This window comes from Terrabacter sp. 01T434 (genome assembly GCF_056398545.1).
Window position 1 is genome coordinate 1 of the sequence record NZ_JBFTPP010000014.1, and the last position, 22854, is coordinate 22854.

29 protein-coding genes are annotated in these 22854 nt (G+C 67.1%); 14 read left to right on the forward strand and 15 right to left on the reverse strand.

Annotated elements, in window-relative coordinates; translation table 11 throughout:
• Positions 1-487: 487 nt before the first annotated feature.
• Both AC1DIW_RS21200 and AC1DIW_RS21205 read right to left on the reverse strand, forming a co-directional pair.
• Positions 488-1429 (reverse strand): hypothetical protein, encoded by a 942-nt coding sequence (locus tag AC1DIW_RS21200; RefSeq protein ID WP_478110753.1) that lies wholly within the window; start codon positions 1427-1429, stop codon positions 488-490.
• A 112-nt stretch (positions 1430-1541) separates the two neighbouring features.
• Positions 1542-1835, reverse strand: coding sequence for a hypothetical protein (locus tag AC1DIW_RS21205; protein ID WP_478110754.1), 294 nt, complete (start codon positions 1833-1835; stop codon positions 1542-1544).
• Between the two features lie 1586 nt (positions 1836-3421).
• Between AC1DIW_RS21205 and AC1DIW_RS21210 the strand changes: the two genes are divergently transcribed.
• A complete protein-coding gene (locus AC1DIW_RS21210; RefSeq protein ID WP_478110756.1) occupies positions 3422-3886 on the forward strand; it encodes a hypothetical protein in 465 nt (154 codons plus the stop codon).
• 485 nt (positions 3887-4371) lie between these two features.
• Here the strand turns inward: AC1DIW_RS21210 and AC1DIW_RS21215 are convergent, their stop codons facing one another.
• Both AC1DIW_RS21215 and AC1DIW_RS21220 read right to left on the reverse strand, forming a co-directional pair.
• Positions 4372-4725, reverse strand: coding sequence for an Imm8 family immunity protein (locus AC1DIW_RS21215; RefSeq protein ID WP_478110758.1), 354 nt, complete (start codon positions 4723-4725; stop codon positions 4372-4374).
• 144 nt (positions 4726-4869) lie between these two features.
• Entirely contained in the window at positions 4870-5037 is a 168-nt protein-coding gene (locus tag AC1DIW_RS21220) for a hypothetical protein (protein ID WP_478110759.1), read from the reverse strand.
• A 552-nt stretch (positions 5038-5589) separates the two neighbouring features.
• Here AC1DIW_RS21220 and AC1DIW_RS21225 point away from each other — a divergent pair.
• From AC1DIW_RS21225 to AC1DIW_RS21255, 7 genes are all read left to right on the forward strand, one after another.
• Complete coding sequence (locus tag AC1DIW_RS21225; RefSeq protein WP_478110762.1) at positions 5590-5838, forward strand: hypothetical protein; 249 nt, start codon at positions 5590-5592, stop codon at positions 5836-5838.
• A 165-nt stretch (positions 5839-6003) separates the two neighbouring features.
• Complete coding sequence (locus AC1DIW_RS21230) at positions 6004-6345, forward strand: hypothetical protein (RefSeq protein ID WP_478110764.1); 342 nt, start codon at positions 6004-6006, stop codon at positions 6343-6345.
• Between the two features lie 140 nt (positions 6346-6485).
• The gene (locus AC1DIW_RS21235) at positions 6486-6818 is read left to right on the forward strand and encodes a hypothetical protein (protein ID WP_478110765.1); all 333 of its coding nucleotides are present in this window, start codon (positions 6486-6488) and stop codon (positions 6816-6818) included.
• A gap of 168 nt (positions 6819-6986) precedes the next feature.
• Complete coding sequence (locus AC1DIW_RS21240) at positions 6987-7427, forward strand: cytidine deaminase family protein (RefSeq protein WP_478110766.1); 441 nt, start codon at positions 6987-6989, stop codon at positions 7425-7427.
• 100 nt (positions 7428-7527) lie between these two features.
• Positions 7528-7968, forward strand: a complete 441-nt coding sequence (locus tag AC1DIW_RS21245; protein ID WP_478110768.1) for a hypothetical protein — start codon at positions 7528-7530, stop codon at positions 7966-7968.
• Positions 7969-8043: 75 nt separating this feature from the next.
• Complete coding sequence (locus AC1DIW_RS21250) at positions 8044-8307, forward strand: hypothetical protein (RefSeq protein WP_478110770.1); 264 nt, start codon at positions 8044-8046, stop codon at positions 8305-8307.
• A 64-nt stretch (positions 8308-8371) separates the two neighbouring features.
• On the forward strand, positions 8372-8821 hold the full coding sequence (locus AC1DIW_RS21255; RefSeq protein WP_478110772.1) for an NUDIX hydrolase: 450 nt from the start codon (positions 8372-8374) through the stop codon (positions 8819-8821).
• 67 nt (positions 8822-8888) lie between these two features.
• Here AC1DIW_RS21255 and AC1DIW_RS21260 read toward each other — a convergent pair whose 3' ends face one another.
• Entirely contained in the window at positions 8889-9338 is a 450-nt protein-coding gene (locus AC1DIW_RS21260; protein ID WP_478110773.1) for an NUDIX domain-containing protein, read from the reverse strand.
• 244 nt (positions 9339-9582) lie between these two features.
• Between AC1DIW_RS21260 and AC1DIW_RS21265 the strand changes: the two genes are divergently transcribed.
• The gene (locus tag AC1DIW_RS21265; RefSeq protein ID WP_478110775.1) at positions 9583-9867 is read left to right on the forward strand and encodes a hypothetical protein; all 285 of its coding nucleotides are present in this window, start codon (positions 9583-9585) and stop codon (positions 9865-9867) included.
• Positions 9868-9883: 16 nt separating this feature from the next.
• The gene (locus tag AC1DIW_RS21270; RefSeq protein WP_478110776.1) at positions 9884-10423 is read left to right on the forward strand and encodes a hypothetical protein; all 540 of its coding nucleotides are present in this window, start codon (positions 9884-9886) and stop codon (positions 10421-10423) included.
• A 101-nt stretch (positions 10424-10524) separates the two neighbouring features.
• On the opposite strand, the gene AC1DIW_RS21275 is transcribed toward AC1DIW_RS21270, so the two are convergent.
• Positions 10525-10968: a WapI family immunity protein gene (locus AC1DIW_RS21275; protein WP_478110778.1), complete on the reverse strand. Its 444-nt coding sequence runs from the start codon at positions 10966-10968 to the stop codon at positions 10525-10527.
• Between the two features lie 110 nt (positions 10969-11078).
• On the opposite strand from AC1DIW_RS21275, the gene AC1DIW_RS21280 reads away from it, so the two are divergent.
• Positions 11079-11510, forward strand: a complete 432-nt coding sequence (locus tag AC1DIW_RS21280) for a DUF6584 family protein (RefSeq protein WP_478110779.1) — start codon at positions 11079-11081, stop codon at positions 11508-11510.
• Positions 11511-11649: 139 nt separating this feature from the next.
• Here the strand turns inward: AC1DIW_RS21280 and AC1DIW_RS21285 are convergent, their stop codons facing one another.
• The 5 genes from AC1DIW_RS21285 to AC1DIW_RS21305 form a co-directional block, all read right to left on the reverse strand.
• Complete coding sequence (locus AC1DIW_RS21285) at positions 11650-12417, reverse strand: class I SAM-dependent methyltransferase (protein ID WP_478110780.1); 768 nt, start codon at positions 12415-12417, stop codon at positions 11650-11652.
• Positions 12414-12725 (reverse strand): hypothetical protein, encoded by a 312-nt coding sequence (locus AC1DIW_RS21290; protein WP_478110782.1) that lies wholly within the window; start codon positions 12723-12725, stop codon positions 12414-12416. Before AC1DIW_RS21290 ends, AC1DIW_RS21285 begins: the two co-directional genes overlap by 4 nt.
• A 285-nt stretch (positions 12726-13010) precedes the next feature.
• A complete protein-coding gene (locus AC1DIW_RS21295; protein ID WP_478110784.1) occupies positions 13011-13493 on the reverse strand; it encodes a hypothetical protein in 483 nt (160 codons plus the stop codon).
• Between the two features lie 51 nt (positions 13494-13544).
• Positions 13545-13991, reverse strand: coding sequence for a DUF4259 domain-containing protein (locus AC1DIW_RS21300; protein ID WP_478110786.1), 447 nt, complete (start codon positions 13989-13991; stop codon positions 13545-13547).
• Between the two features lie 87 nt (positions 13992-14078).
• On the reverse strand, positions 14079-15281 hold the full coding sequence (locus tag AC1DIW_RS21305; RefSeq protein ID WP_478110805.1) for an IS110 family RNA-guided transposase: 1203 nt from the start codon (positions 15279-15281) through the stop codon (positions 14079-14081).
• A gap of 904 nt (positions 15282-16185) precedes the next feature.
• Between AC1DIW_RS21305 and AC1DIW_RS21310 the strand changes: the two genes are divergently transcribed.
• Complete coding sequence (locus AC1DIW_RS21310; protein ID WP_478110788.1) at positions 16186-16968, forward strand: lysozyme family protein; 783 nt, start codon at positions 16186-16188, stop codon at positions 16966-16968.
• 492 nt (positions 16969-17460) lie between these two features.
• On the forward strand, positions 17461-17766 hold the full coding sequence (locus AC1DIW_RS21315) for a hypothetical protein (RefSeq protein WP_478110790.1): 306 nt from the start codon (positions 17461-17463) through the stop codon (positions 17764-17766).
• A 772-nt stretch (positions 17767-18538) separates the two neighbouring features.
• On the opposite strand, the gene AC1DIW_RS21320 is transcribed toward AC1DIW_RS21315, so the two are convergent.
• From AC1DIW_RS21320 to AC1DIW_RS21335, 4 genes are all read right to left on the reverse strand, one after another.
• Complete coding sequence (locus AC1DIW_RS21320) at positions 18539-19417, reverse strand: RNA polymerase sigma-70 factor (protein WP_478110791.1); 879 nt, start codon at positions 19415-19417, stop codon at positions 18539-18541.
• On the reverse strand, positions 19414-19998 hold the full coding sequence (locus AC1DIW_RS21325; RefSeq protein ID WP_442281230.1) for a carboxymuconolactone decarboxylase family protein: 585 nt from the start codon (positions 19996-19998) through the stop codon (positions 19414-19416). Before AC1DIW_RS21325 ends, AC1DIW_RS21320 begins: the two co-directional genes overlap by 4 nt.
• A 585-nt stretch (positions 19999-20583) precedes the next feature.
• Complete coding sequence (locus AC1DIW_RS21330) at positions 20584-21303, reverse strand: hypothetical protein (RefSeq protein ID WP_478110793.1); 720 nt, start codon at positions 21301-21303, stop codon at positions 20584-20586.
• 62 nt (positions 21304-21365) lie between these two features.
• Complete coding sequence (locus tag AC1DIW_RS21335) at positions 21366-21545, reverse strand: YegP family protein (protein ID WP_442281232.1); 180 nt, start codon at positions 21543-21545, stop codon at positions 21366-21368.
• Between the two features lie 265 nt (positions 21546-21810).
• On the opposite strand from AC1DIW_RS21335, the gene AC1DIW_RS21340 reads away from it, so the two are divergent.
• Complete coding sequence (locus AC1DIW_RS21340) at positions 21811-22794, forward strand: DUF6454 family protein (protein ID WP_478110794.1); 984 nt, start codon at positions 21811-21813, stop codon at positions 22792-22794.
• The last annotated feature ends 60 nt before the right edge of the window (positions 22795-22854 follow it).

A 22854-nucleotide genomic window follows, 5' to 3' on the forward strand; every position in this document is an offset into this window, starting at 1 on the left:
TGCTTGCGCTATCGGGCTTGAGGGGGAACGTGGTGTGGCGCGTGTACATGGCGACCTTCCTTATGCCAGACGCGGTGCCTGGGCACGTTCGCAGTGTGTTCCTTGGCGCTCAGGATGGACAAGGGACAAACGGGCCACGGATCGAGGCAATCTCGAAGCCGGGAGCATTGGGCATCGCGAACGTGGAGGAAGCGGTCTGCGGGGGGGTGGACACAGATGTACTTGGGACCGGTACGTCGACCGAAGGGAACGTGTCGCGGTTCGCGCCCGCCGGCGACGCCTCCCCCGGGCCACCCAGAATCGACGTCATCTCCGCCCCTGCTTGCTGAAGGACGACCATGCCGCCGGTGCGAGGCACACAGGAACGACACGGCGATGACACGCTCGGGCGACCCGAGCGTGGCGTAACCGGACATGCCGCTGACGGTGAGCGGGCTCCAATATGCGCCCCAGACCGAGTGGCTGACCGGTAGGGCGCGTCAGTGGCTCATGCCCTGGGAAGCTGCGGATGGGGGGCCTTGAAGATGAGCAACGGCGGGGGCGGAGGTGCCTGTCCGGGCCACGACCACGGCGTGGGTTCAGGCGCCTGCGCCGGCAGCAGCGGTGACACCGCCTCGAAAACGTGCCGCACGGCCACCTCGTTGTAGTCCTCGGGCCGCTCGGTCGCTTGCAGCCGGACCAGCCCTTGAGGTAGCTCCTCTACGGAGAACAGGCTCTCGCGGGCGTACTGCCGGTGGGGTTCGTCGAGCTGTTCCCACAGGTCCGGCCGGACGAGCGTGAGCCAGTCGTACCCGCGTAATGCGTGACGTTGCCAGCGCTGGCGGGGACCGCGAGCCATCGGCAGGTACTGCTCCAAGATCGTCCCCGAACCGGGGGACATTGGCTGGCCGACCTGCCCGTAGATCAGCCCGTGTTCGTCGGCGAACCTGGCAGCGACCTGCAGCAGGCGCCCGCGAGCATCCTCCGGTAAACCGAGCAGCTTGCACTCCAGATGAACCTGGCGCCCCTCGAGCTGCTCACCGGGATCGGTGGGCAACTCGTGCACGGCATAGGTCAGGTTGACGCAGACCGAGGCGGACAGGAACCACGAGACGACGCCACCGGCCGGGTACCGCAGCCGGCGGACTGCCTCCACGATGCTCTGCTCGCGCGTCATCGCCCGGCTCGTCACCGACCCTCTCGCCGAGTACCTCATCAAGGAGCGGGTCACGCTCGGGACCGGGAACGGCTCGACCCCGTCGGCGCCTTGCATCTCCTCGGGCACCGGAACGATTGCCGGCTCAGCGTCAGCGACCAGACCGTCCATGACCTCGGCCTCGACTCGCCGGACCCACGCTTCAGCCACCTGCCATCCACTCTCAGCGTCCGGGACGCCGACCCACAGCGACACAGCCAGGCGATCCAACCACTGCTTCACGGAATCAGACATCGGCACAGGGCTCCCCTTTCGCACGAGTTCGCACAGACGCCGATCCTGTCAGCAATGACCTGGCATGCATCCAACACCGTTTACCGGATTTGCCGCTCTCCGGGTGGTCGCCTCAGTTGTCGAGGGGCCAGCTCGCGTCAGTCGGGTCGAAGCCCGCCAGGAAGCGCTCGATGACGGAGCGGTCGTTTGCCCACAGACCGCCTTGCCGAAGGGACTTACTCACGTCGACGTGCAGGGTCGTGACTTCGCGATCGAGCTCCGGTTCGAACCGGGACGAGAAGGCAGCGGGGTGGATGTCCCAGTCGATCACGCCTTCGCCCATGCGAGCGGTCCGGTCGTAGACATAGGCCGGTTCGAATGACCTGTAGAACCGCCACAGCTGCGGCATCCATCCGTAGGTCTGCACGGCGAACCCGTGCACGGCATAGTCGGGTTCGAGGCCTCGTCCGGGAGGGTGCCGGTGTAGACGATCTCTTCCGCGCCCGAGGGCCCGGGGCGAGCCGGCGCGGGCGGCTGTCGGCGTGAGGGAAGCGATGTCATCTCATTCGGCTGCTGCAATGGGGGCCCGCTTTCGTCTCTGAGTCGGCGTGGAACGAGCGTAAGTCTCGGTGGCCGCGACGTCCTCTTTTGCCGCTCCGGGGACGTTCGTCTGAAGTAGACCGCAGCAACTCGGCCGTAGCGCCCGTGGGCATACCGGCCGCCAGGTTCAAATCTCGACGGGCCTCAGGCGTCAACGCTCGTCCGTGCCGTGCCCACTCCATTCAAGCTCGGCGCGCAAGCCTTGGTCGGATCCGCGGCCGGTACGAACCCGATGAACGAACTGCGGCCGGCCCACCGGTCTCGAGACGTCGCCGGGCGTCTGTGTCCACGTCCTCACGACCCAACCGTCGTCGTCGCTGACGACCGTCGTACGCCACGGATGGTCGCTACGCACGCCCTCTTCCTGCAGCAGCGCACGGACGAAGGCAACGGCTTGGCCGTCTGTAGGAGTCACCATGCCTTGAACGTACGACGGGCAGTCTGCCGGCGGCGCGGAACGCGATGCGAACGTCCGCAACTGCCGCGATCCGCTTGGTTCGGCCGATGAGCGGCCGTCGCCGCGAGCCGCTGTGGCGGCGATGGAGTGGCACTAGTTTGGTTACATCCCAGCCCGCCACCGTGTGCTGGGCCTGGTTTCACAACGCCTCCAACGGGCTTCGTTGGTTCTGAAATGCAGGGGTGCTCATGAGAGTTCGAAGTCAGGGTGACACCCCCTCTCCAACGCTAACGCTCGCTCTAATCGCTCTACCGGGATGGGTCCTGCTGTCTGGTGGCGCGCTGTCTATGTGGCTCGACGGCAAGTCGAGTCTGAGCGCGGTCCCATTTGGATTTGGAGCCATCACTGCCGTCGCTCTGCTTCGGCTGGGAGACTCAGTCATCGCCGATGCGTGGCCCACTAAGGACAAGGGACGGATCCCTTGGTTCTCGGAGGTGGCAGCAAGAATGCGCCTGTCCGGTGCGTCCATCAGGACGTGGACGAAGACGGCTGGGTTGCCGCGGTTGCCGGTTCTCACGCTGACGTGGGGTCCGTGGTGGGTGATGGTCGCCTTCTGGGGCTTCCTGTGGCTCAACGCGCTGATGCAGTTCGCTGCTCTGGGAGTGGCGTAGGCAGTTGCCGCGTGCCGCGCTACAACCTCACTTCAGTCGTCTCACCGCAACACGCCAGATGCAGTACGGGCAGTCAGGGGCCAGTCCGGTCATGCCGGGAACGTCCGAGCATGCCGCGGCGTGACGATGGACGTCCGACCCGGCCGCTCGTCGGACACCGTCATGCCGCTCCTCGGACGACGTCCGACCATGCCGCAGACCGTGAAGCCCTGTCGTGTCGAGGTGAGGACGTTCCGTGAGGACGTGACGGCCTGCGTCCCGGCGGCAGCGCGTCGCCCAACTGCTACCTTGCGCGAATGCACCGAAGTGGCCGCGACCGCCACAGCCTAGCCACTGGGGGATGGAGTGGCTGAGCTCATCGCCGGCGTCGCCGGAGTCGCTTCAACCCTCGGCCTCTATTGGGTCTACGCCATCAGGGAACGCCGTCGCCATCAAGGCGGCAATCCACGACTGCAACAGTTCTCGTCGGATGGAAGTGCGCGCCTCCCGGTCGAGTATGAAGACGGGCCCGGCAACAACCTGCCGACGAAGGCCACCTCGCTGAACGACTCCTTCACGCTGAGGATCGAGGACCGAGGAATCGTGGCGGACTCGCACTTCCCAGGACTTCTCGGCGACCCCGGCACGTTCTGGCGTTCCCTGCTTGCGGACCTGCACGGCGACTCCCTTCCGCACGTAGACATCGACGGAGATGCGTACGTGCTCGCCAGGCTGAGTTTTCCGCCCAAGGGGCGAGTCCTACTCCGGTTAATCTCCTCGGACTTCGGCATCCTGCGAGAAGTCAAGAGCGTCAACTGCCGGCGGGATTGAGACGTCCGCTTCTGCCGCCGATCGCTCGACGAAGATCAGCGTGCCTTTTGCGCGTGCGATGTACGTCCGTCGGTGCTGCGCCTAAGCAGTCGTCGCTGCCTGAACTCCCAGAAGCCCGCCCAGAGCATCCCTACATTCGCAACCGCGGCGAGGGCTAGACCGACCTGCGCAACAGTCCACGGATCTGGACCGCAGCCACTTACCGCCGGTGGGCAGGGATCCGATGGCGCTCCGAGCCAGAGGATGAGAAGCGCCCCGGGGACTCCCAGCAGACCGAACACGAGCCATCCGGCCAATATCCGCAGGCGATACGGTGCAGTCGACACGGGTGGGGCCAGCTCAATGGTCACCCGCGCATGTCACCACGACCACTGGGCCCTTGTTATGAGTCGGCCCGAGTTCTGGCTGATTCGTTATCGCAAAAGAGAACGCCTCGCACCGCCCTCATCTGCCGCCACGAGTCCAAGGGGCGGCGGCTTCGGAGCCTAAGCCCGGTAGTCCTCAAACTCCCACTGGCCCAGTCTCGCCAACTTGGTTGCGACGTCGTTCCAGTCCTTGCCATCGACGCTAGCAACGCGCCTCTTGAGCCAGTCCCGCAAGTGGCGCTGATCGAAGTCGTCAACGGTGACCACCACGTGGTGCCGAGCGTCGTACAGGCCCACCTTCCGACACGCGGCCGCCAGCCACTCAGGACTGCACACCGTGATGTCGAAGGACTCCATCCCTGGTCCGTCCGCAGGCCCCGCGTAGACCCGAGCCAGCAGGGCAAATCCGGCTGGGTCTTCCGGCAGGGTCGAGGGGTCAGGCTCGAGGTCCAGTGCTTTGAGCTCGGCGCGCATGCGGCCAGTCTGACGGAACGGACCGACTTCTGATTTCCGAACATGCCGCGCACAAGACGTCCGATCTTGCCGCCGATCGGCCTTGCCGGCGAGCGGCCGTCGGCAGGGGGCCGCTGCAGGCGCTGCGCTGTCCTGCACAGGCGCTTATGGCTGAAAGATCAGGTTTCTCTTCCTGACTGGCAGTTCGGCGTCCCAGCGGGCCATTTGAAACATGACGACCATGACGAGGTAGCCCACCGCAAGCACCCCAAACCCGCCCGCCAGTTTTCCTGCCATCGCGGCGCAGCCACAGAAAAAGATGAAGAGCGGCATGAACACTCGCCAGATCTTCAAGGTCCTCCGCGCGTTCTTGACGCGCCACTGACTGAATCTGTTCATCCTGCCCCTACTACCTTGGCCCTCGGTACGCGCCCATGCTGTCACTCACCCCCGCCCTGTTGGCTCGGACATCCCCAATTGCGGCGCGCGCCGGGCGGGTCTTCCGAACAGCGCGATGCTTCTCTGACCGGTGCGGCAAACGCTGCTACGAAGAGGGAGCCCTGCCAGCGTGCCAACGGCGACGCCAAGAAATCATCAGAGACAGATTCACGTAGGCCCACGAGACGACCAGGGCCCATCGCCACCACTCGGGGTCGTCCACGGCATTCCAGAGGACGCAGACTAGCCCTAGCAGCGAGACGCACCAGAGGCTGATCTCGACGCGATTCCTGGCTCGCAGAGGTGCGCCGGGAACCTGCTGTTCGCTCACGATGGCCAGCCTACGGACAGCCGGCCCTGACCGCGCAGAACACCGTCCTGTCAGCGTGAGACCTTTACCGGATTTGCCGCTCCTCGAGCGATCGTGCCGTTGAGTCGGAGATGCTCGTGCGCGACTACGCTTCGAATCATGGGATCGGGAACTTGCATCTGCTAGAAGTCGTCGTCGGCCTGGCAATGGTGGCGATCCTCATCCGCCGCGCTCAACTGCTCAGGCGATTCCGGAAGAAGACCGGGCCGGAGCCGGGTGCAGGTCTGGCACTGATTTTCTGGGGATTGACTGCACTCCTTCTATTACTCATTTTCCTGGCTGGCGACTCGCCGTTCTTTTGGGAAGCCCTAGTTCATGGTCGCTGAGGCCGCGAGAGACTTCCCTGCCCGAACTGCTGCGCCACGACCGACCACACCGCCTCGCCTGACGACGTCCGACTATGCCGCGCTGGGACGCGTCCCTCTGCCCCTTCTGAGCTGCGACGGCCCTGTCACTGCACCGAAGCGGGGTGCGCATGCGACACTCCGCCGGTGGTGACAGGGGAGCAGCCGAAGAGCGCCGGCGCGCCAGAACAGGCCGGGCACCATGTGCGCTCCTGTCTGGGTGACGCCGTCGCAGAGATGGTGATCGGCGTTGCGGCGTGCGCACTCTTCGGCGGCTTCGTGAAGTTGCTGGTGTGGGGCTGGTCCCGGCACCGGGCGTCCACCATCGTGCTTTCGGTCATCCTGGCCAGCATCCTGGCGTTTGGAGCCTTTTCGGCGGTCGGTCCACGCCGTTCTCGAGGCCGTCTCACGGCGGCTGCCGTGGTCTTCGTCGTCGCCGTGGCCGTATGGCTCGGATACGTGGTCACCTACTGCTCCTGCAGCTACTGAGGCTTCTGGCTGCATCCCTGGAGGCGCGCCGCGGAGTCGGTGTTTCCCCCCACACCCAGAAGTGGCGTGAGTGATGCTCGCTCATGCCGCGAGTCGGAAACCCTGGGGCACACACTGATCCAAAGTCATACGCTGCCTGAATGGCCGAGCGGATCATGTACCTCCAGCTCAAGACGGGTCACAACACGGATCGCGGGCCCGCCTGGATCGTCCGGGTGCGCTTCACCCGCAGCTGGCGGACGGCATACGTCCACGGGCGAACGTTGGCACGCGTCACAGGGACTGCGAGGGCCAACTTCGACTCCAACTTCTACGACGTCGAAACCGGCGAAGAGTTCTGGATGTCAGGGCCCAAGCGCGATCGCACCGACGGGCGGTACTCCACCCAGCAACCCCACGTCGACGAAGACGTTCGGGATGACTACGAGGCCTTTCTAGCCGGCTCACCGCTGCCCGGTCGCGAGGTCGGTTAGGGCGCTGCCCAACGCACTCATCTGCCGCTCTTCGAGCGACCGTGGGCATCTAGGACCGTGACGCCCGGACATTGCGTAACCGAGACGCACCTTAGCTCGACAAGTCACCGGCAGACTGACTGCGTGCCCGCCCGTAACGACGCATCAGCCGCCCGTAGCCCGAAGAGAGTGTCCGATGTCGATCTGATCGCCCGGGCCGCCAGCGCATTGAACCCGCAAATGCTCAGCGCGGGATTCTGGATCGGGGACGTCGGTGCGGCAGTGGAAGCCGAGGACGGACAGATCTTCACAGGCGCCTGCGTCGGTGGCCACCTGTCCATCTGTGCCGAGATGAGCGCGATGAGCCAGCTCATCGCGGCCACTACCCCGACCATCACCAGGGTCGTCGCCGTCTGGCGAGACCCGGCGGACGCGTCCTTGCACGTCATCCCGCCGTGCGGTCGGTGCCGGGAGTTCCTCAGAACCATTTCGCAGCAGAACCTCGAGGCCACCGTCCTCCTCGGTCCTGACCACACCGCAACCTTGCGTGACCTGCTTCCCTTTCATGGATGGCATGCCGAGCCGGTCGACAACCACACCTTGGGCAACCGATCCCAAGACCCCGGCTGAGCCAAGCGAGTCGCTCTCCCAAACTGTCCGAGGAACGCTCGGTCATGCCGCTCCTCGCGTCATCTCCGGTGCGCGGGAGATGGCTGTGCGAAACTCGCTCATGGCCGCCATCGAGGACCGGATTGGGGTCCCTGATTCACCCAGAACGTCGCGTCGGCGCTGGTTGTTCATTGGCCTGGGATCCGCGCTTCTGCTCGTGTGCGCATTGGGGGCCGGCAAGCTCGGGCTCTTCTCCCGACACGCGAGCCCCTATGCGGCCCTAGACGCCTACACGGCAGCGGTAGCGACGGGAGACCGCGGCGCCCTGGACTCGATCATCGGCGACAGCCAGCAAGGTCAAGCCCTCATCGATCGCCATGCCGACAAGCCCATGACTCCGACGAACGTGTCGCTGGAGATGATGCCTTCCTCGGTCTGGTGGACCGTTGAAATCCGGTATGAAATGCCGGGGGAACCGCCGTACTCGGAACACGTCCTCGTCCACCCTCGCACCGACTCACCGGATCGGCCCATCGACTATGTGGTCGAGCCAGCACCCTGATCCCGGCTTCCGCACATGCCGCCGAGCGAGCTTTTCATGATCGCGTGGCCGCGGATTAGTCCGTACCCTGCAGCCATGGATGACCACGGCCGCCGGGTCCTCGCGCCACTCAGGGAAGCGTGGACCGCGTTCGAAGACGGCACCGCGAGCCTGCTGGACCTCTCCCGTCTGGCCGAACAAGCGGCCGGAGCGCTGGACAACGCGTCCGCGCCACTGCCTCAACTGCTGCGGAAGGCCGCAAGCGATCTGGAGTTCGCCTCGTACACGAATGACCAGGAGAACCATCTTCAAGTAGGGCGGCAGATTCTCGAGCCTGTCCTTGCCGAGTGGGCGGGCTGAGTTGGGACGTTCTCTTCTGCCGCTCCTCGGCTGTTGGGACGGTGCCTCCGGCTAGGTTTCGGCCATGCTTGAGAGCGAACCGAAGATCCGAGTGAAGGCCATGCTCATAGCGCCCGACGCTGAGCTGAAAGCCCACGCCGTCAGCCTCTGCCCGCCCACTTTGGAGAACCCGCAGGGATACCACCGCTTCATCGGCGGCGGCGTCGAGGTGGGCGAGACACACGCGCAAGCTGTCGTCCGGGAAGTGCATGAAGAGCTCGGCGCATCCATCCGCGATCTGGCCTACCTGGACGTTGTCGAGAGCATCTACTCCATTGACGGTCGTCAGGGTCACGAGATCGTCTTCATGTACACCGGCCGACTGGACCCGGAACCGGCCCGTGAGGGCGGCCAGCTTGTGGAAGGCGACGGCTCGGTGCTGCCGGTGGTGTGGCGAGCCCTCGACGACGCGGACGAGCCGTTGCCCCTCTACCCCGCACCAGCCGCTGGGCTGGCGGCCCGGCTTCGACCCTGACGGCAGGCCGACGCGTCAGTCGCCGCATCATGCCCCAACGCCGTCACCGTTTGCGGCTGCTGCCAACTCACTCGGACCGGGAGGCGTCCAGGAAGGCCACGCCCGCTCCCGACCGCGCGTTGAGCGCAGCCTGCAGCCGAGCGGCGCCCGCGGCGCTCTGGAGAGTGATCGCCTGATCCGGCTCGAGCCAGTCAGCCTCGGCGATCTCATCGTCCTGCAGAGCGAGGGCCGGCTTCACGAGGACTGGTTCGCTGTCGAACACGAACTGGACACTGCTCGGCGTCCCGTCATGGCTGCCAAGGTGCTGCACGGCTAGCAACCGTCCCACCTGTATGTGCAGACCGACCTCCTCGAGCACCTCCCGCCGGCCAGCATCGGCTGGCGACTCGCCGGCCTCGACAATGCCTCCGGGCAGGATCCACGTCGACCGGTTGTGCGTCTTCACCATCAGCAGCCGACCCTGTCCGTCCCAGACGAGCACACCAGTAGCAAGCACCTGCGCGGACAAGGTCGACATGGCACGACCATAGGAGGCCAGCGGACGTCATCCTGGCTCGCCACTCTCGGCGCCGCACTCGCTCATGCCGCGGGTCGCTCGGGCGGACGGGCAGCACATCTGGCCTGCGCCGTAACAAGGCAGTCACGGCATCGACCGTCAAGCAGGGTCGCGGTGCCCTCCGCCCTCATCAGCTGAAATCGTCCTTGCCCCTCCCGTCGCCGGTTCCACCTCTCGCGGGTCATGGGCCGCTACCGTCGGGCTCATGACGCGCGTGCGGGCAGCTAACCTCGCGGCCCTGCTGTGCCTCGCGTTCCTGTCTGGGGCGTGCTCGGCCGGCGACGCGCAGTTCACGGGTGTCGTCACCACGGTGGCGCCGAGGGTGTGCCTGGGAAGGCCGGACGCCTCCGGTGACTGCTTCCTGGTTTCGAACGCCGTCCCCTCCGGCGTCCGGGTCGGGGATTGCGTCACCGTCTCGTACCGGCTCGAGGCTGGCCCGCCGGGGCTGCGCGGGAGCGTCACGGCGCTCGAGCGAGCAACAGGATGCTGACCACGGTCACGGCGCCATGAGCGTCCCCGACGGGCTCTTTCGCCCCGCCGAGTGGGCCCGCGACGGACGAGGGCTGAGCATCGAGATCCGGGACCTGAACGCGCAGCTGGTCTGCGACGCCCTTGCACCGCTGTGGCCACGGTGGCCGCGCCTGCGCTGGCTGCTCGTGAGCAAGGTTGAGGAGCAGAAACGCTTCCTCGACCAGGTCGAGCTGCTCCAGGAGTCCGCCCCGTTCGACGGCCACACGCTCGATGAGCTTGCCGCCGCCGGCAGATGGGACTTCTTCCTCTGGGACCCGACGCTGTCGCCGGGCCTCCGCGACCGCTTGGAAGCCGGCTTCGCGGATCGTCGCGCCGCCGCCTCCTTGTCGCTCAGCGGGCTCGTCAACGTGCAGTACCGGCGAACCCTGAAGAAACAGGAGCAGCCCACCCGCGTCGGATGCGTCAACAAGGTCGTCTCCGTCGGAGGCGAGCGCGTCGAGCACCGGGCCTACGAGGGCCTCTACCGCGCCCTCGTGTGGTCGCTGCGCTCGGCCGCGCCGCCACGGGCGAGCTAGCCCCGGCCATCCCTGGGCCCCAGGTCTGTGGGGACATTCGCCGTCTCACGCGACGTCCTCATTTGCCGCCGATCCGTCGTGCCGTGGACAGGACGGCGGAGTCAGGGCTTGCCGATTACCGGGTAAGCGCTTTCGATGTCGTCCAAGCTGCTGATCCAATCTGCAAGGTACGTCTGGTCCGCTTCAGGCAACTCAAACTTCAGGACGTTGCCGATTCCCGCGCCGTCCTTGAGTTCCCCGGAGACCTCGATCCGCCCGCGGGATACAGCCCTCACCGTAAGGGTGATCCAGTCCTCCATGCTCTCGAGAGCTGCGGCACCCGAGAGGTTTTGGTTCAGGGCCTTCAGGCCCTCGTTGAACCGGTGGATCTCGTCCGTGCGGAGCGAGGCGCGGACGTGACCGGTGAAGCCGCCGACGGCCACGGTGATTGTGGCGATGACCCAGTTCCCATCCCAGTAATCGTCCGCGCCAGCATGCTCTCGATCCAGCACGGTGATGGAGAAGTGCTCGGCGTCAGTCGAACCCATGCAGAACTCGGCGGTCATGCTCCAACTCTGTCAGGTGATCCACCAGACCCATATCCCATTACGGAACGCACTGATTTGCCGCCGTGGGCTCATGTCTCGCGGCGAGAAAGCGCGACATGATCTGCAGCGTGAACGGACTCCAACGGGCAAAGGCAGACCTTGAGCACGGTGACGTACGCAAAGCGCGTGACCGGCTCAAGGGCCTCCTGGCGTCCTATCCGCATGACCACGAGGTGCGAAGCCTTCTCGCGGAGGCGTATCGGCGCGACCGGCAGTGGCCGGAAGCGGGTCGGTGGGGATACCTCATCGGTTCTGCCGCCACGGACGCAGAGCGTCGAGCATTCGAGAAGCACAGCGCCTTTGCCTGGAGTCGCACGATCACGGAGGCACGGCTCCGACGCCTGCTTCGTGTCGATGACCTCGCAGCGGTAGCGGACGAGACCGGCCGCGCGGTGTTGCAGGACCTCCCGCACAAGCGCAATCCGCTTCGCAAGGACGGGCCACTGACGGGATTCTGGCGCTTCCTCGCCAGTCTCCGCTCAAAGCAGGTGTGGCGCTGATTCCAACGTCCGGTCATGCCGCCCATCGGTCCTGCCGATGTCCGCGCGGTCCTGCCGATGAGCGAGCGTCTGCAGGCTCAGGCAAGCGGTGGGAACAGCGACTCGGAACTCGGCCACCGCGGGCGCCTGTGTACGTCGACTACGCAGCCTCGCGGTCCCAGGGCGTCGACAAGACGCGCACCGCGACCTGCTCGTGCTGCCACGTGAACGCGACGTACTCAAACTCCACGCCGTGTTCACTGGTCCACTCGGTCCAGGCGCGGTACTCGTGCTCCTGCCACCAGGGATAGTTCATGTACTCGTCGAACATGACGATGCTGTCACGACGGAGCCTAGAGCCTACGTGCGCGAGGATAGATCGGGTAGACACGTATAGATCCGCGTCGCAGTGCAAGAACGCCACAACACCCGGGTTCGCCGCGACGAAAGCCGGCAGTGTGTCGTCGAAGTAGCCGATCATGAGCTCCGCGCCCGGCACGTCGGGCGGCTTCTGCGCGAATGCTCCTTGCTTGAACCCAACCCGCCAGTCCTCTGGCAGTCCGGCGAAGGCGTCGAAGCCGTACACCCTCCGCCCATCGGCGGCCGCAGTGATGATCCGCAGCGTGGTGCCAGTGGCCACGCCGAACTCCAGCATCATCCCTTTCAAACGGCTTTCGCGCAGTGCGTAGCGCAAGGTGTCGTGGGGGGCGACGTGCGCGACGGCGGACGGCATGGCGGTCAGGACAAGCTGCGCGCTCGCGGCCGCCGCGGACATGTCCATCGCCAGCCCGATGTCGTTCCGCAGCCGGCGTTCCAGCACGCTCCTGCTATCAGGATCACCATGTTGCCGACGCAACTCCTCGCGAACCACGTCCTGCACCATTCGGGCCAACTTGGTGCGCATCCAGGCCCTGAGGTAACGACTCATTGCACAGTCGTAGCAGAAGGCGGTGGATCCCCGGTCACCAAGCGGGCGCGGTGACGCCGATCCGGGGAGGCCTTCCAGGCACTGACCAGCCGCTCGACCGGCCCCCGGGCCAGCATCTCGGCCGCCAGTAGCGGCCACGGCCCCGGGCGCTCGCCGGCCACCTGCTGCAACTGCTCGCACGCACGACGCATCACGTCGAAGGCCAGCCACCACCGCTGCTCGGCGCCCAGCTCAGCCGCCGCGTCCGGCACGTTGACTCGCGCGCCCTCGCCACCGCCGATCAGGTCGGCGAAGACGGTGAGCTTCATCTCTTTCCCCGGCTCCGGGCGCCATCAACGAGCACCTGTAAGCGGGAGGACCTGAGCCGCACCTCGTGCCCGCCCAGCAGCAGTCGCAGTTGGGCTTCGACGACGACGCCCGCACGGGCCAGCGCGTCACCACCGGGCGAGTCCGGGACCTACGGTGTACCCATCCGCCCCCGCCGTTCGGCCAGAACCACACCTCGCGCACCCGCACACCCATTACTGAAGTATCGGTCTCCGACCACGCCACGCCCGCCGACACGCACGCGCGTTCATGCCGCTGCGCGCGAGTCAGTCGGTGCGGATGTAAGCGCGCACAACAGCCCGCATCTCCTGCTCGGTGGGGTCGCGCTCCGCCGGCGACGTCATGTGGTCGCGCTGGTCGAGCAAGGTGACGAGGGCGCGATCGAGGGGGCCTTGGTCGTCCCACGCCGGAACCCGGACATAGAACGGTCCCTCGAAGAAGTGGATCGGGAGGTTCCAGTAGCCGAACGCGAGCAGCAGTGCTCGGTACTCTGACTCCTCGTCGACGACGAGTGGCACCTCGATGCCTTGCTCAGCCAGCATCGCCCGCATCAGCGGTTCTGCGTCACTGAGTGGAGTGGAGCGGTTCAGAGCTGCAACCGCGACCGTTGATGCGCCCACGGACCCAGACGCGACCAGGTCCTCCGCCAGCGTCACGGCATCGTCAACGCGCGGGCCTGTAGGCAGGATGAAGCCGACCGCTACGCCGTGCAAGCGAGCGTCGAGGTCAGGTCGAAGGCGGCCGGTCACGTCGCTGATCCTGCCATCGGGAACGTCCTCATATGCCGCGGGGGGCGCTGCCTAGAAGAGGGCATCCTGACCGGGCTGTCGGTGTTCACTCACTCGGGCGTCCGAAGCCAATCGGGCTTGGATGTTGCGGACGACATCCCGGGCTGCCGCCCACATCTCGACGTCGAGCCAGAGTTCATTCCATTCGCTGTCGCCCTGCCCCACCCGCGTGATGGCGCCGTGAGCCGCGCGGAGTGCGTCGCCGTTCAGGTCACCGCCGAGTCGTTCCACGAGATCACGCGCCTCGAGGGGAAGGTCGCCCGCGCTATCGAGGCAGGCCGCGACGATCGCTGCGGCGGCGACTGCCCTGGCGCCCCGGCGATAGTCGACCCTCCCGGACGGCAGGCGACAAGCCTGATCCACCTGCTGGTGGGCATCGTCCAGGCTCAGCTGGACGATTTCGTCGACGAAGTCAGCAGCATCGTCGTTATCGAACGGTCCGGTGCCCCACGCGCCCATGGGTCGAAGAATCGCCTCTCATGCAGCGATCGGCAATCAGACAGGCCGCGGATCCCGGGATTCGCTCGCTCATGGCACCCCTTTAGGTCAAGACCTGGCGAGGACCGGGGTTCTACGCTCGGTGGTGACGGGCCCGGGAAGAGGCTTCTCCGAAGAGCCGGTGTGGGGTTGTGAGCCGGTCACGCTGGAGTCAGAGACGTTGCCCCGGTGCCCTCCCGGACCCGTCACCTCGCCGGTTCGCAGGGCGTGCTCACGGCGGCTCTGGTCGGCGACCATCCGGGCGTACACGATGTTGGACAGGCGCCGCTTCAGCGACCGCATCGCCATCATCGACGGGGTGCCGCCGGCCTTGCGGGCGTCGTAGAACTCCCGCCCCGGGGTCGGGTTGCGCAGCTGCACGACGGCCATGATGTGCAGCGCCCGGTTGATCCGACGGTTGCCCGCGCGAGAGAGCCGATGGCGTTGCTGCGCCCCGGAGGACGCGTCCAGGGGCGCGGTGCCGTTCCACGAGGCGAACCGGTCCTTGTCACGGAAGCGGTGGATGTCCCCGACGTCGGCCAGCAGCCGCGCGGCGCCGGTCGGGCCGATCCCGGTCAGCTCCAACAGGGTCGAGCCGCGCTCCTGCACGAGCGCGGCAAGCTCTTTCTCCGCGGTCTTGATCTTGCGGTCGATCACCTCGAGCTCACCGATCAGCTCAACGACGAGCCGGCGCCGGGTCTTGCCGACGAGGTCACGCGGCTTGACCTTCGCGACCAGCGCGCGGGCCTGCGGCGCGGACAGGAACGTCTTCGCGCCGCCCGGAATCAGCTCCAGCAGAAGCCGATGCAGCCGGTTGACCGTCTGCGTCCGGGCCCGGCCCAGCTCGTCGCGGCGGTCCACCATTATCCCCAACACGACCAAGTCATCCTCCACCAGCACCCGGCGCAGGCCGGGCTCGGCCGGCGCGTACAGCGCCGCCAACGCGACCGAGTGCGCGTCGACCGGGTCGGTCTTGCGGGCGTTGCCGGTGGCGAAGATGCGCACCTGCGCCGACAGCTTCGTCGGCACGTCGAGCACTCGTTCCCCGTCGTGGACGAGCCGGTGCGCGATGTGCCGGCCGATGCCGTTGCAGCCCTCGACCGCCCACACCCGCTCCCCGATCGCGCCGTGGCCTCGACCAGCGGCGAGCATCGCCGCGTAGCCGGCCTCGTTCGTGTCGAACCGCCCCACCTGCAGTACTCGCCCGCCCTGGTCGATGACCTCGATCGTGGCCGAGCGCTTGTGCGGATCCATCCCGATGATCACGCCCATCGCCATGCACCTCCTCGTTCCCTCAGTGACGTGGAAGCGGGAAGGGCATCGCTACTTTGAGCAGAACAAACCCCTTTAGAGCCTCTCCTCGCGCGGTGCCCGACGAGAGCGCATGCCATGAGAGAGCCACACCAATGACGCCGGTGGGCAGCCGCATCTGAGAGCGTCTCGCCGAGCACCTGGACCGAGTCTGGCCGGACACCGATCCTGCAACCAGTCTCTAAGTAGCCGCTCTGCGTGGACTGACCCTACTTATTGGCTAGGCGCGAAATCTTGACGAGAAGCCCGATTTCAACGGTGATGAAGACAGCGGCTACACCCCAGAAGGTTGGCCAGGCTTGGCTTGAGAGCACTCCAATGGAGCTCGCGAATATAGCTACAAGCACCCCCATCACGGCTGCGAGACTCGCGCGCCTCTTCCGGTTGTCGTGTGCTCGAGTCAAAGGTTGAGGCACCGCGGGAGTCCTCCATTTCCGGAACATCAGATGCGCCATCATCTACGAGACTGACGAGAAGGTACTGCCGAACGCCATTTCCCGTCGGGGTCGAGCACGGCGAGCAGGACCTCACCGCATCCCTGCTCTGACCACCGACGTTCAGCCATGGCTCAAGATGGCCGCGGCGGGTCGACACCCAACGCACGCTAATGCCGCTCATTGGACGTTCGGCCGCACGACCGTCGGCGGCGCCGAGGTCCTGCGGACATGGCTTCGGTGCGAACGTCGGCGCAGCGCTGGGGCCTGGTCCGCCAAGATGGCGGTATGCGAAGCACTTCCTTGAATGTCTGGTCCTGTGCGGCCGTGGGGGCCGACCTCGCGCTACGGGGCCAGCGCACGGCCGACGACCTCACCGGCCGGTTCTGCTAGCGGTGCCCATCCGTTCACAACAACGCCCCCGCCCCCGCTTGGCTCACGCAGCCGTACTCGTCCTCCCCCTCGTCCTCCTCGGCACGGCGTGGCTTGCTGGCCACCGGTCCGAGAGTGTCGTCGAGGAGCCGGCGTCGAGGTCCCTCGTCGACATCGTCGACACCACCGCCCTGACCGCGCCCGCTATGAGTGATGCCGACGCAGCGCCGACGAGGGCCCACCACGATGCAAACGCCAAAGGGCTCGTGGTCGCACCCGACCCGATGTGGTCGGCGCACACCGCTAAGCGCACCGGGATCCCTCTCGTGGCACTGCGCGCCTACGGCAGGGCCTCGATCCTCGAGTCGACGGCGCGCCCCGGGTGCCACGTGGGCTGGGCGACGCTGGCAGCCATCGGTGAGGTGGAGTCCGCCCACGGGACGATCGCCGGAACTCGTCTGCTGGAGGACGGGCGCACCTCCCGGCCGATCGTCGGCCCCGCGCTCGACGGCGAAGGCGGGGTGGCTGCGATCCGGCCCGACCCGGGCGGAGCACGCGTGCACGCCGACGACACCCGGGAGCATGCCATCGGTCCGATGCAGTTCCTTCCCGGCTCGTGGCGCACCTTCGGCGCTGACGCGGACGCGGACGGCGTCGCAGACCCGTCTGACATCGACGATGCGGCATGGGGGGCGGCGCGACACCTGTGCTCAGGCGGACTCGACCTCCGGGACGGCGCCGACTGGACGCAAGCCGTGCTGCACTACAACGCCTCTGACGCGTATGTCCGCAAGGTGTTCAACGTCGCGGAGGCCTACGCCCGGTCGGCCTCGAGGGGCTGATCGGCCAGTAGCCGGGAAGGAGAGCCGCACCTTGAACAGGACGCACAGAACGGCATAGTCCAGCCACCTTTCGAGAAGCTCGACGAGCGGCACTCCGCAGCCACCAACTGCGCCTAACAGCTCCGTGGCCGACGGCGTCCTGTCGCCGACCCGCCGACGCGGCACACATCCGGCACGCCTTCAGGAGAGCGTCGCCGGGCGCGAAGGGGGCACGAAGGGGCGCGCACCACTGCACCCCGCACGACACTCGCAACGCCGGCGTCCAGACGAGCCGATTCCTCGACCCACATGTCCGTGGTCTCGAACATCGTGACTGCAGACGTATCGGTCCCGGAGGTCATGCCCACCGAGCCGTCCAAGCGTGATGAGCTCCGATGCGTCGCACCATTGGATCGGCTCGCCCGCCACCTCCAGCAGTGGACCCCCCTGGATCACAGCAACCGGTGTGCCGGAAGTGGGACTCCCCGGTTCCTCGCACGCAACGCTTCCACGATGGCCCCTGATGTGCCGGCTGCTGGCGTGTCAGCGCAGGCCAATCGCCCTACGCAGGTGCGGGTCAGCGGCGAAGACCTCCATTGGAACGTCGAGGACTTCGGCTGCGGCGTCGAGCTCGCGGCCCTCGGCCTCCTCAGTGAACCAGGGCCAGTCCGCCGGGTCGTCGCCGCGGTCGATGAGCGCTGCGACGCGGGGGAACGTCGAAAGGGCATCGCGACGACGAGCTCGTCTCGCCCATCACGGTTGCGCCACTGCTCGAGGTTGAAGACCGTTGCGACAATCGTGAACATGCCGGTGTCGTGATGGTCTCCGCGACCTCGCCCGCTCCCCCACGTTCGGCACTGCCATTCGACCTCGGTGAACGAGACGCTTTCGCCGTGCTGTTGTGGAGCTCGCCAAGCCAGCGTGCGGCCGCGAACACGTCGTAGTCGGCGAGCTCCGTGTCGGCGTTCGCGGTGGTGGCGTCGATCATGGCTGGTGCCTTCCGTTAGGGGCGCATGTCTCGCGCCGTCGCTCGCTGATGATGGTGCGGGGTGTCCCCGGTCGCGCAATCGACCTGCAACCGCTTGGCGCAACGACGCGCACCACGGCGGGGAGGGGACCAAGAGCCCGAAAGGCGGATAATCGCGGCACGGGACGCGCGACACATGACAGGGCCACCGCACCGCTGTACGAGGCAGGCAAGCGAACATCCTCATTTGCCGCGAAAGGCGCGACGCCTCGCTGGTCCGCACGGGACAGCACCTCGACCATCTCGCTGCCGGGCTCGGTCGTTCGTCGGCGTGCCCTGACAGTCGGGGAAGAGCACGAGGTCGCCCGGCCCCGTCGCCTCGATCGCGCCGTGCACCGCGGAAGTACGTCGCGCCGTGGATCCGCGGACCGCGTGGTTGCCCCTCGGACCACGCTCGGTCACCGTGCAGCTCGTCGATCCGGGTCCGCGGGTTGCCGCGCTCGACCCTGGTCAGCAACCAGTCAGCAGGCTCGACGATGCGTCGAGCCTGCCCCATCCGCGACCATAGCGAGCGCTCTCGACGCCGTGCCGGCCCGACACCGATCGTGTATGCCGTGAGGCGGGTCAACGGGTCAGCTCGGCCTCCTGCTCCAGCCGCTCGAGCTTGGTCGGGTTGCGCATGGCGTAGACGTGGGTGATCCGGCCGTCCTCGACGGCCACGCTGACGACCGTCGTCCCGAAGGCGGGCAAGTCGATCCGCACCGCACGGCCGCCGTTGAGCGACAAGGTGGCGATCTGCGCCCCGTCGCCGACGCGGGGGAAGCCCGACAGGAACTTGGCCACCCGCTGGGCACCGGTGACCGGATGCCGCACCGCCTGCGCCAGCCCGCCACCGTCGGCGACGAGGACGACATCGGGGGCAAGCACCTCGAGCAGGCTCTGCACGTCGCCGGTCGTCACCGCGGCCATGAAGCGCTCGAGCACCTGCTCCTGCTCCGACCGGTCGACCGCCACCCGGGGTCGACGGGCCGCCACGTGCCCCCGCGCGCGGTGGGCCACCTGGCGCACCGTCGCCGTCGCCTTGCCCACCGCCTCCGCGATCTCGTCGTAGGGCACGTCGAAGACCTCGCGCAGCACGAAGACCGCCCGCTCGGTCGGGGTCAGCGTCTCCAGCACCGTGAGCATCGCGATCGACACGCTCTCGGCGAGCTCGACGTCCTCGGCGACGTCCGGGCTCGTGAGCAGCGGCTCCGGCAGCCACTCGCCGACGTAGTCCTCCCGCCGGCGGGCAAGGGTCCGCAGCCGGTTGAGCGCCTGCCGGGTGACGATCCGCACGAGGTAGGCCCGCGGGTCGCGCACCTCGCCGCGCGCGTCGTCACCGAGGTCGGCCCAACGCAGCCACGTCTCCTGCACGACGTCCTCGGCGTCGGCCGCCGACCCGAGCATCTCGTAGGCGACCGTGAAGAGCAGACTGCGGTGGTCGAGGAACGGGTCCCTGCTCATGCGGTCGAGCGTACGGCGGAGCGCTCCGCCATCGGCTTGAGACCGCACGCCGACGCGAAGCCCTCCGACTCGATGCCGAGGGCGACGTTCGAGCGCGTCGTGAGGTTGGCATAGCCGATGACCGTCGTCAGCTCGACGAGCGCGGCCTCACCGAGCTGACCGGCGAGGCTCTCGACCATCTCGTCGGTGACCGTGGGCGGCGTCTGGGTCATCGCCTCGGCGTAGCCCATGACCTCCCGCTCGAGCGGCGTGAAGACGTCGGACTCGCGCCACCGCGGGATCTCCCGCGCCCGCTCGACGTCGAGCCCGTGGTTCTGGGCCATGAAGTAGTTGAAGTCGAGGCACCACGTGCACCCGACGAACGAGGCGACAGCCATGTGCGCGAACGACTTGAGGCCCTCGTCACACGCGTCCCACTTCTGCAGCTGCTGGCCGAAGCGCATGCCGGCCTTGAGCGCCGGGACGTGGTGCCACATGACGCCAAGCGATTGGGGCACCTTGCCGAACATCTTGCGGCTGAAGGCTTTCACCATCGCGCCGTAGGCTCCGGTGATCGGCTTCGGCTGGATCCTGGTGGTCATGGTTCCTCCTCTGGGGAACGTCGGGTTTGCGTCGACATCAAGACACCGGCCACAGCCCGGATGTGACATCCCGTCGCGACAAAGTTCGAGAACGGTGGCGCACCGCCTTGCGTCGACGAGGACGTGGCCTTCGTCGGTTGGGACCTGTTTCACGCACATCACCGGGTCGCACGGCTTCACCCAGCTCAGGCCGCGCGTTTGCGCAACCTTTCGGTGCTTTCAAGTGTCGAACCACCGTGACGTCAGACTCGCTGTGCCGGCTCCGGTTCGGGACCGCCCTGCTGTTCCTTGTGTATGCCGTTACGGCCTGCGCGGCGCCGGCACCTAACACGCCCGTGACATTCCATGAAGGAATCGTGACGGGGGCCGAGTCGACATCGATCACGTTGTCCGCCGACGCATGCCGCCGACAGCCCTACGGCTCACGCATTTTGGAATCGGCCGAGCAAGTGCGGATCGCACTGAGTGCCATCCCTCCCGTGGGCGATGCCGCGCCGTCGTGCAGTGATCTGGTCGTCGTGCGTCTCAGCCGGCCGATAGGCGACCGGGCCGTGGTGGACGCCAGCACCGGGCGCCAGGTGCCTCTCATCCAAAGAGATGTCGGGGGCAGGAGCTAGATCGCAGGACGACGGATTTCACGTGGACGCGCGAGCCGCGCGCGCGACGCTTCGGCGGGGCCGGCGGCTCATTTCCACGGCGAGCAGCAGCACGCTCCAGCCGACGGTGAAGGCTCCCCCGACGGTACCGAGGCTCGCCGCGACGTCGGGGGTACACGATCGACTCCAGCCCCAGCCAGCACCCGCAGAACGCTGCCGTCCAGGCAGGGAGACGACTGGACGTCACGGCGGCGAGAGCCGCCAGAGCCACCAGCGCCAAGGCCAGCGAAGCCTGCATCGGGTAGTGCGAGACGCCGTTGGTGACTTCGTCGTCGCTCGTGTTGCCAACCAGCGGTGCCCCGTAGGCGACCACGGCCGGTAGACCGAGCAGCGCCAAGAAGGACAACGGGAGGTCGACGCGGCCCCACCGCAGCCGCTGACGCGGCCCAAGCCAGGTCAGCAGCCCTGCCGTCACGGCCAGAGCCAGGCCATTCCAGCCCTGCGCCCAGGAGCCGCCCCACACCGCGCCGATCAGCACAACCAGCGTGACGAGGCCAAGCTGCGCCAGCGCGACCGGGGAGCCCGGGCGGACGGCAAGCCGGACCAGCGGCACGGTGACCAGGACGAGGTAGAGCAGACCCCAGCCGGACTCGAGCACGTAGTCGTAGTGGAACCGCTCGTCCTGGATGACTACGACAAGCAGGCCCAACCGCGCGGCTTCCCACGGCGGCAGAGCCCGGGCGCGTATAGGCGCTCTGCCGGCGGCCTCGGTCAGGTCAGGTCGGTGACGGTGGCGCCGGCGGCGGCGCGCTGCACGGCCTCCGTGCCCCTGACCGCGCCGTCCTTCGACTCGTAGGCCTCACCGGTGGCGACCACCTCGCCGTTGCCGGCCTCAAGCTGCCACCGGTACTTGGAGGACGAGTCCCTGTACACCTCGAACTTGCCCGCCACATCTGGCTCCTTTCGCGAAGACAGGGGTCACCACCCGCGTTGCCGGGTGGACTCCGGAGGGAGTCGGTTCCCTCCCGCGACACGCTGGACCGAGAGCGTGGCCGTTGCGGGTCCAGGACCCGGCCGTGTTGTGTGCCCCACCTGTCACCACCTCGGACCGGGCAGGCCCGCTGTTCGGGCACTCGTGGGCTCACCGACCCGTCCTGTTCACCCCGCGTGCGTAGCGTCACGGTCCGACAGGGCTTCCCCGACCCGAGAGACTCCCATGAACCGCATCCGTACCCAGATCTACGCACTGACAGCGGCTGCGGCCGTCGCGGTTGGCGGCGCCGCCGTCGCGACCGCTCACGCAGCCGAGAACAACGCGCCGCACCACGCCACAGACACCGCATTGGCGGACGACTTCGGCAAGGTCACTGGCAACACGAACTGGCAGCTGACCAGCAAGCTCAAGCTCAACTTCCCGACATTCCACACCGAGGGCATCGCCTTCACCCCCGACCACGTCTTCCTCTCCGCCGTCCAGATCCTCGAGCCGACGGTCAAGTACCCCACTCCACAGGGCGGCTACGACCGCACCCCGGGCAAAGGCATCGGCCACCTCTTCGTCATGGACCGGCAGGGCCATCTGCAAAAGGACATCACTCTCGGCGAGGGCGACATGTACCACCCCGGTGGCATCGACTTCGACGGCAAGAACGTGTGGGTGCCGGTCGCCCAGTACCGCCCGAACTCGAGCGCCATCATCTACCGCGTCGACGCCGAGAGCCTCGCGGTCCGCAAGCAGTTCGAGGTCAAGGACCACTTCGGCGGCATCGTCATGGACAAGCAGACCGGCCACCTGGTCGGCAACACCTGGGGCTCGCGGCGGTTCGCCGAATGGAACCTCCAAGGCAAACAGCTGAAGACCTGGGACAACCCCAACTTCTTCATCGACTACCAGGACTGCCAGTACGTCCCCAACTCCAAGATGCTCTGCGCGGGCGTCACCAACCTCCCCCAGACCCCGGCCGCAGGAGGAACCGCGGCCACCTACGAGCTCGGCGGCATCGCCATGCTCGACCTCACCACCGAGCAGGTCACCCGCGACATTCCGTTCCAGAAGTGGTCCACCGCGGGACACGTGGCCACCCGCAACCCGTTCAAGATGACCGCCGACGGCAAGCAGCTGACCATGCGCGTCGCGCCTGACAACGGCGACGAGGGCAACGGCACCGAGATCCTCACCTACCAGGCCACCATCGGCTGACAGAACCTGCTCGACCCGGCGCCACCACCAGAACGCCGGCGCCGGGTCCGGCGCTTCTCA

Excerpts from the sequence above, each read along its gene's own strand:
- AC1DIW_RS21260 (WP_478110773.1), bottom strand. The coding sequence starts at position 9,338 with ATGTCGACCTTGTCCGCGCAGGTGCTTGCTACTGGTGTGCTCGTCTGG.
- AC1DIW_RS21215 (WP_478110758.1), bottom strand. The coding sequence starts at position 4,725 with ATGCGCGCCGAGCTCAAAGCACTGGACCTCGAGCCTGACCCCTCGACC.
- AC1DIW_RS21340 (WP_478110794.1), top strand. The coding sequence starts at position 21,811 with ATGAACCGCATCCGTACCCAGATCTACGCACTGACAGCGGCTGCGGCC.
- AC1DIW_RS21200 (WP_478110753.1), bottom strand. The coding sequence starts at position 1,429 with ATGTCTGATTCCGTGAAGCAGTGGTTGGATCGCCTGGCTGTGTCGCTG.
- AC1DIW_RS21325 (WP_442281230.1), bottom strand. The coding sequence starts at position 19,998 with ATGACCACCAGGATCCAGCCGAAGCCGATCACCGGAGCCTACGGCGCG.
- AC1DIW_RS21265 (WP_478110775.1), top strand. The coding sequence starts at position 9,583 with ATGACGCGCGTGCGGGCAGCTAACCTCGCGGCCCTGCTGTGCCTCGCG.
- AC1DIW_RS21250 (WP_478110770.1), top strand. The coding sequence starts at position 8,044 with ATGGATGACCACGGCCGCCGGGTCCTCGCGCCACTCAGGGAAGCGTGG.
- AC1DIW_RS21235 (WP_478110765.1), top strand. The coding sequence starts at position 6,486 with ATGGCCGAGCGGATCATGTACCTCCAGCTCAAGACGGGTCACAACACG.
- AC1DIW_RS21220 (WP_478110759.1), bottom strand. The coding sequence starts at position 5,037 with ATGCCGCTCTTCATCTTTTTCTGTGGCTGCGCCGCGATGGCAGGAAAA.
- AC1DIW_RS21320 (WP_478110791.1), bottom strand. The coding sequence starts at position 19,417 with ATGAGCAGGGACCCGTTCCTCGACCACCGCAGTCTGCTCTTCACGGTC.
- AC1DIW_RS21275 (WP_478110778.1), bottom strand. The coding sequence starts at position 10,968 with ATGACCGCCGAGTTCTGCATGGGTTCGACTGACGCCGAGCACTTCTCC.
- AC1DIW_RS21255 (WP_478110772.1), top strand. The coding sequence starts at position 8,372 with ATGCTTGAGAGCGAACCGAAGATCCGAGTGAAGGCCATGCTCATAGCG.
- AC1DIW_RS21285 (WP_478110780.1), bottom strand. The coding sequence starts at position 12,417 with ATGAGTCGTTACCTCAGGGCCTGGATGCGCACCAAGTTGGCCCGAATG.
- AC1DIW_RS21270 (WP_478110776.1), top strand. The coding sequence starts at position 9,884 with ATGAGCGTCCCCGACGGGCTCTTTCGCCCCGCCGAGTGGGCCCGCGAC.
- AC1DIW_RS21305 (WP_478110805.1), bottom strand. The coding sequence starts at position 15,281 with ATGGGCGTGATCATCGGGATGGATCCGCACAAGCGCTCGGCCACGATC.
- AC1DIW_RS21290 (WP_478110782.1), bottom strand. The coding sequence starts at position 12,725 with ATGAAGCTCACCGTCTTCGCCGACCTGATCGGCGGTGGCGAGGGCGCG.
- AC1DIW_RS21245 (WP_478110768.1), top strand. The coding sequence starts at position 7,528 with ATGGCCGCCATCGAGGACCGGATTGGGGTCCCTGATTCACCCAGAACG.
- AC1DIW_RS21315 (WP_478110790.1), top strand. The coding sequence starts at position 17,461 with ATGGCCCCTGATGTGCCGGCTGCTGGCGTGTCAGCGCAGGCCAATCGC.
- AC1DIW_RS21300 (WP_478110786.1), bottom strand. The coding sequence starts at position 13,991 with ATGGGCGCGTGGGGCACCGGACCGTTCGATAACGACGATGCTGCTGAC.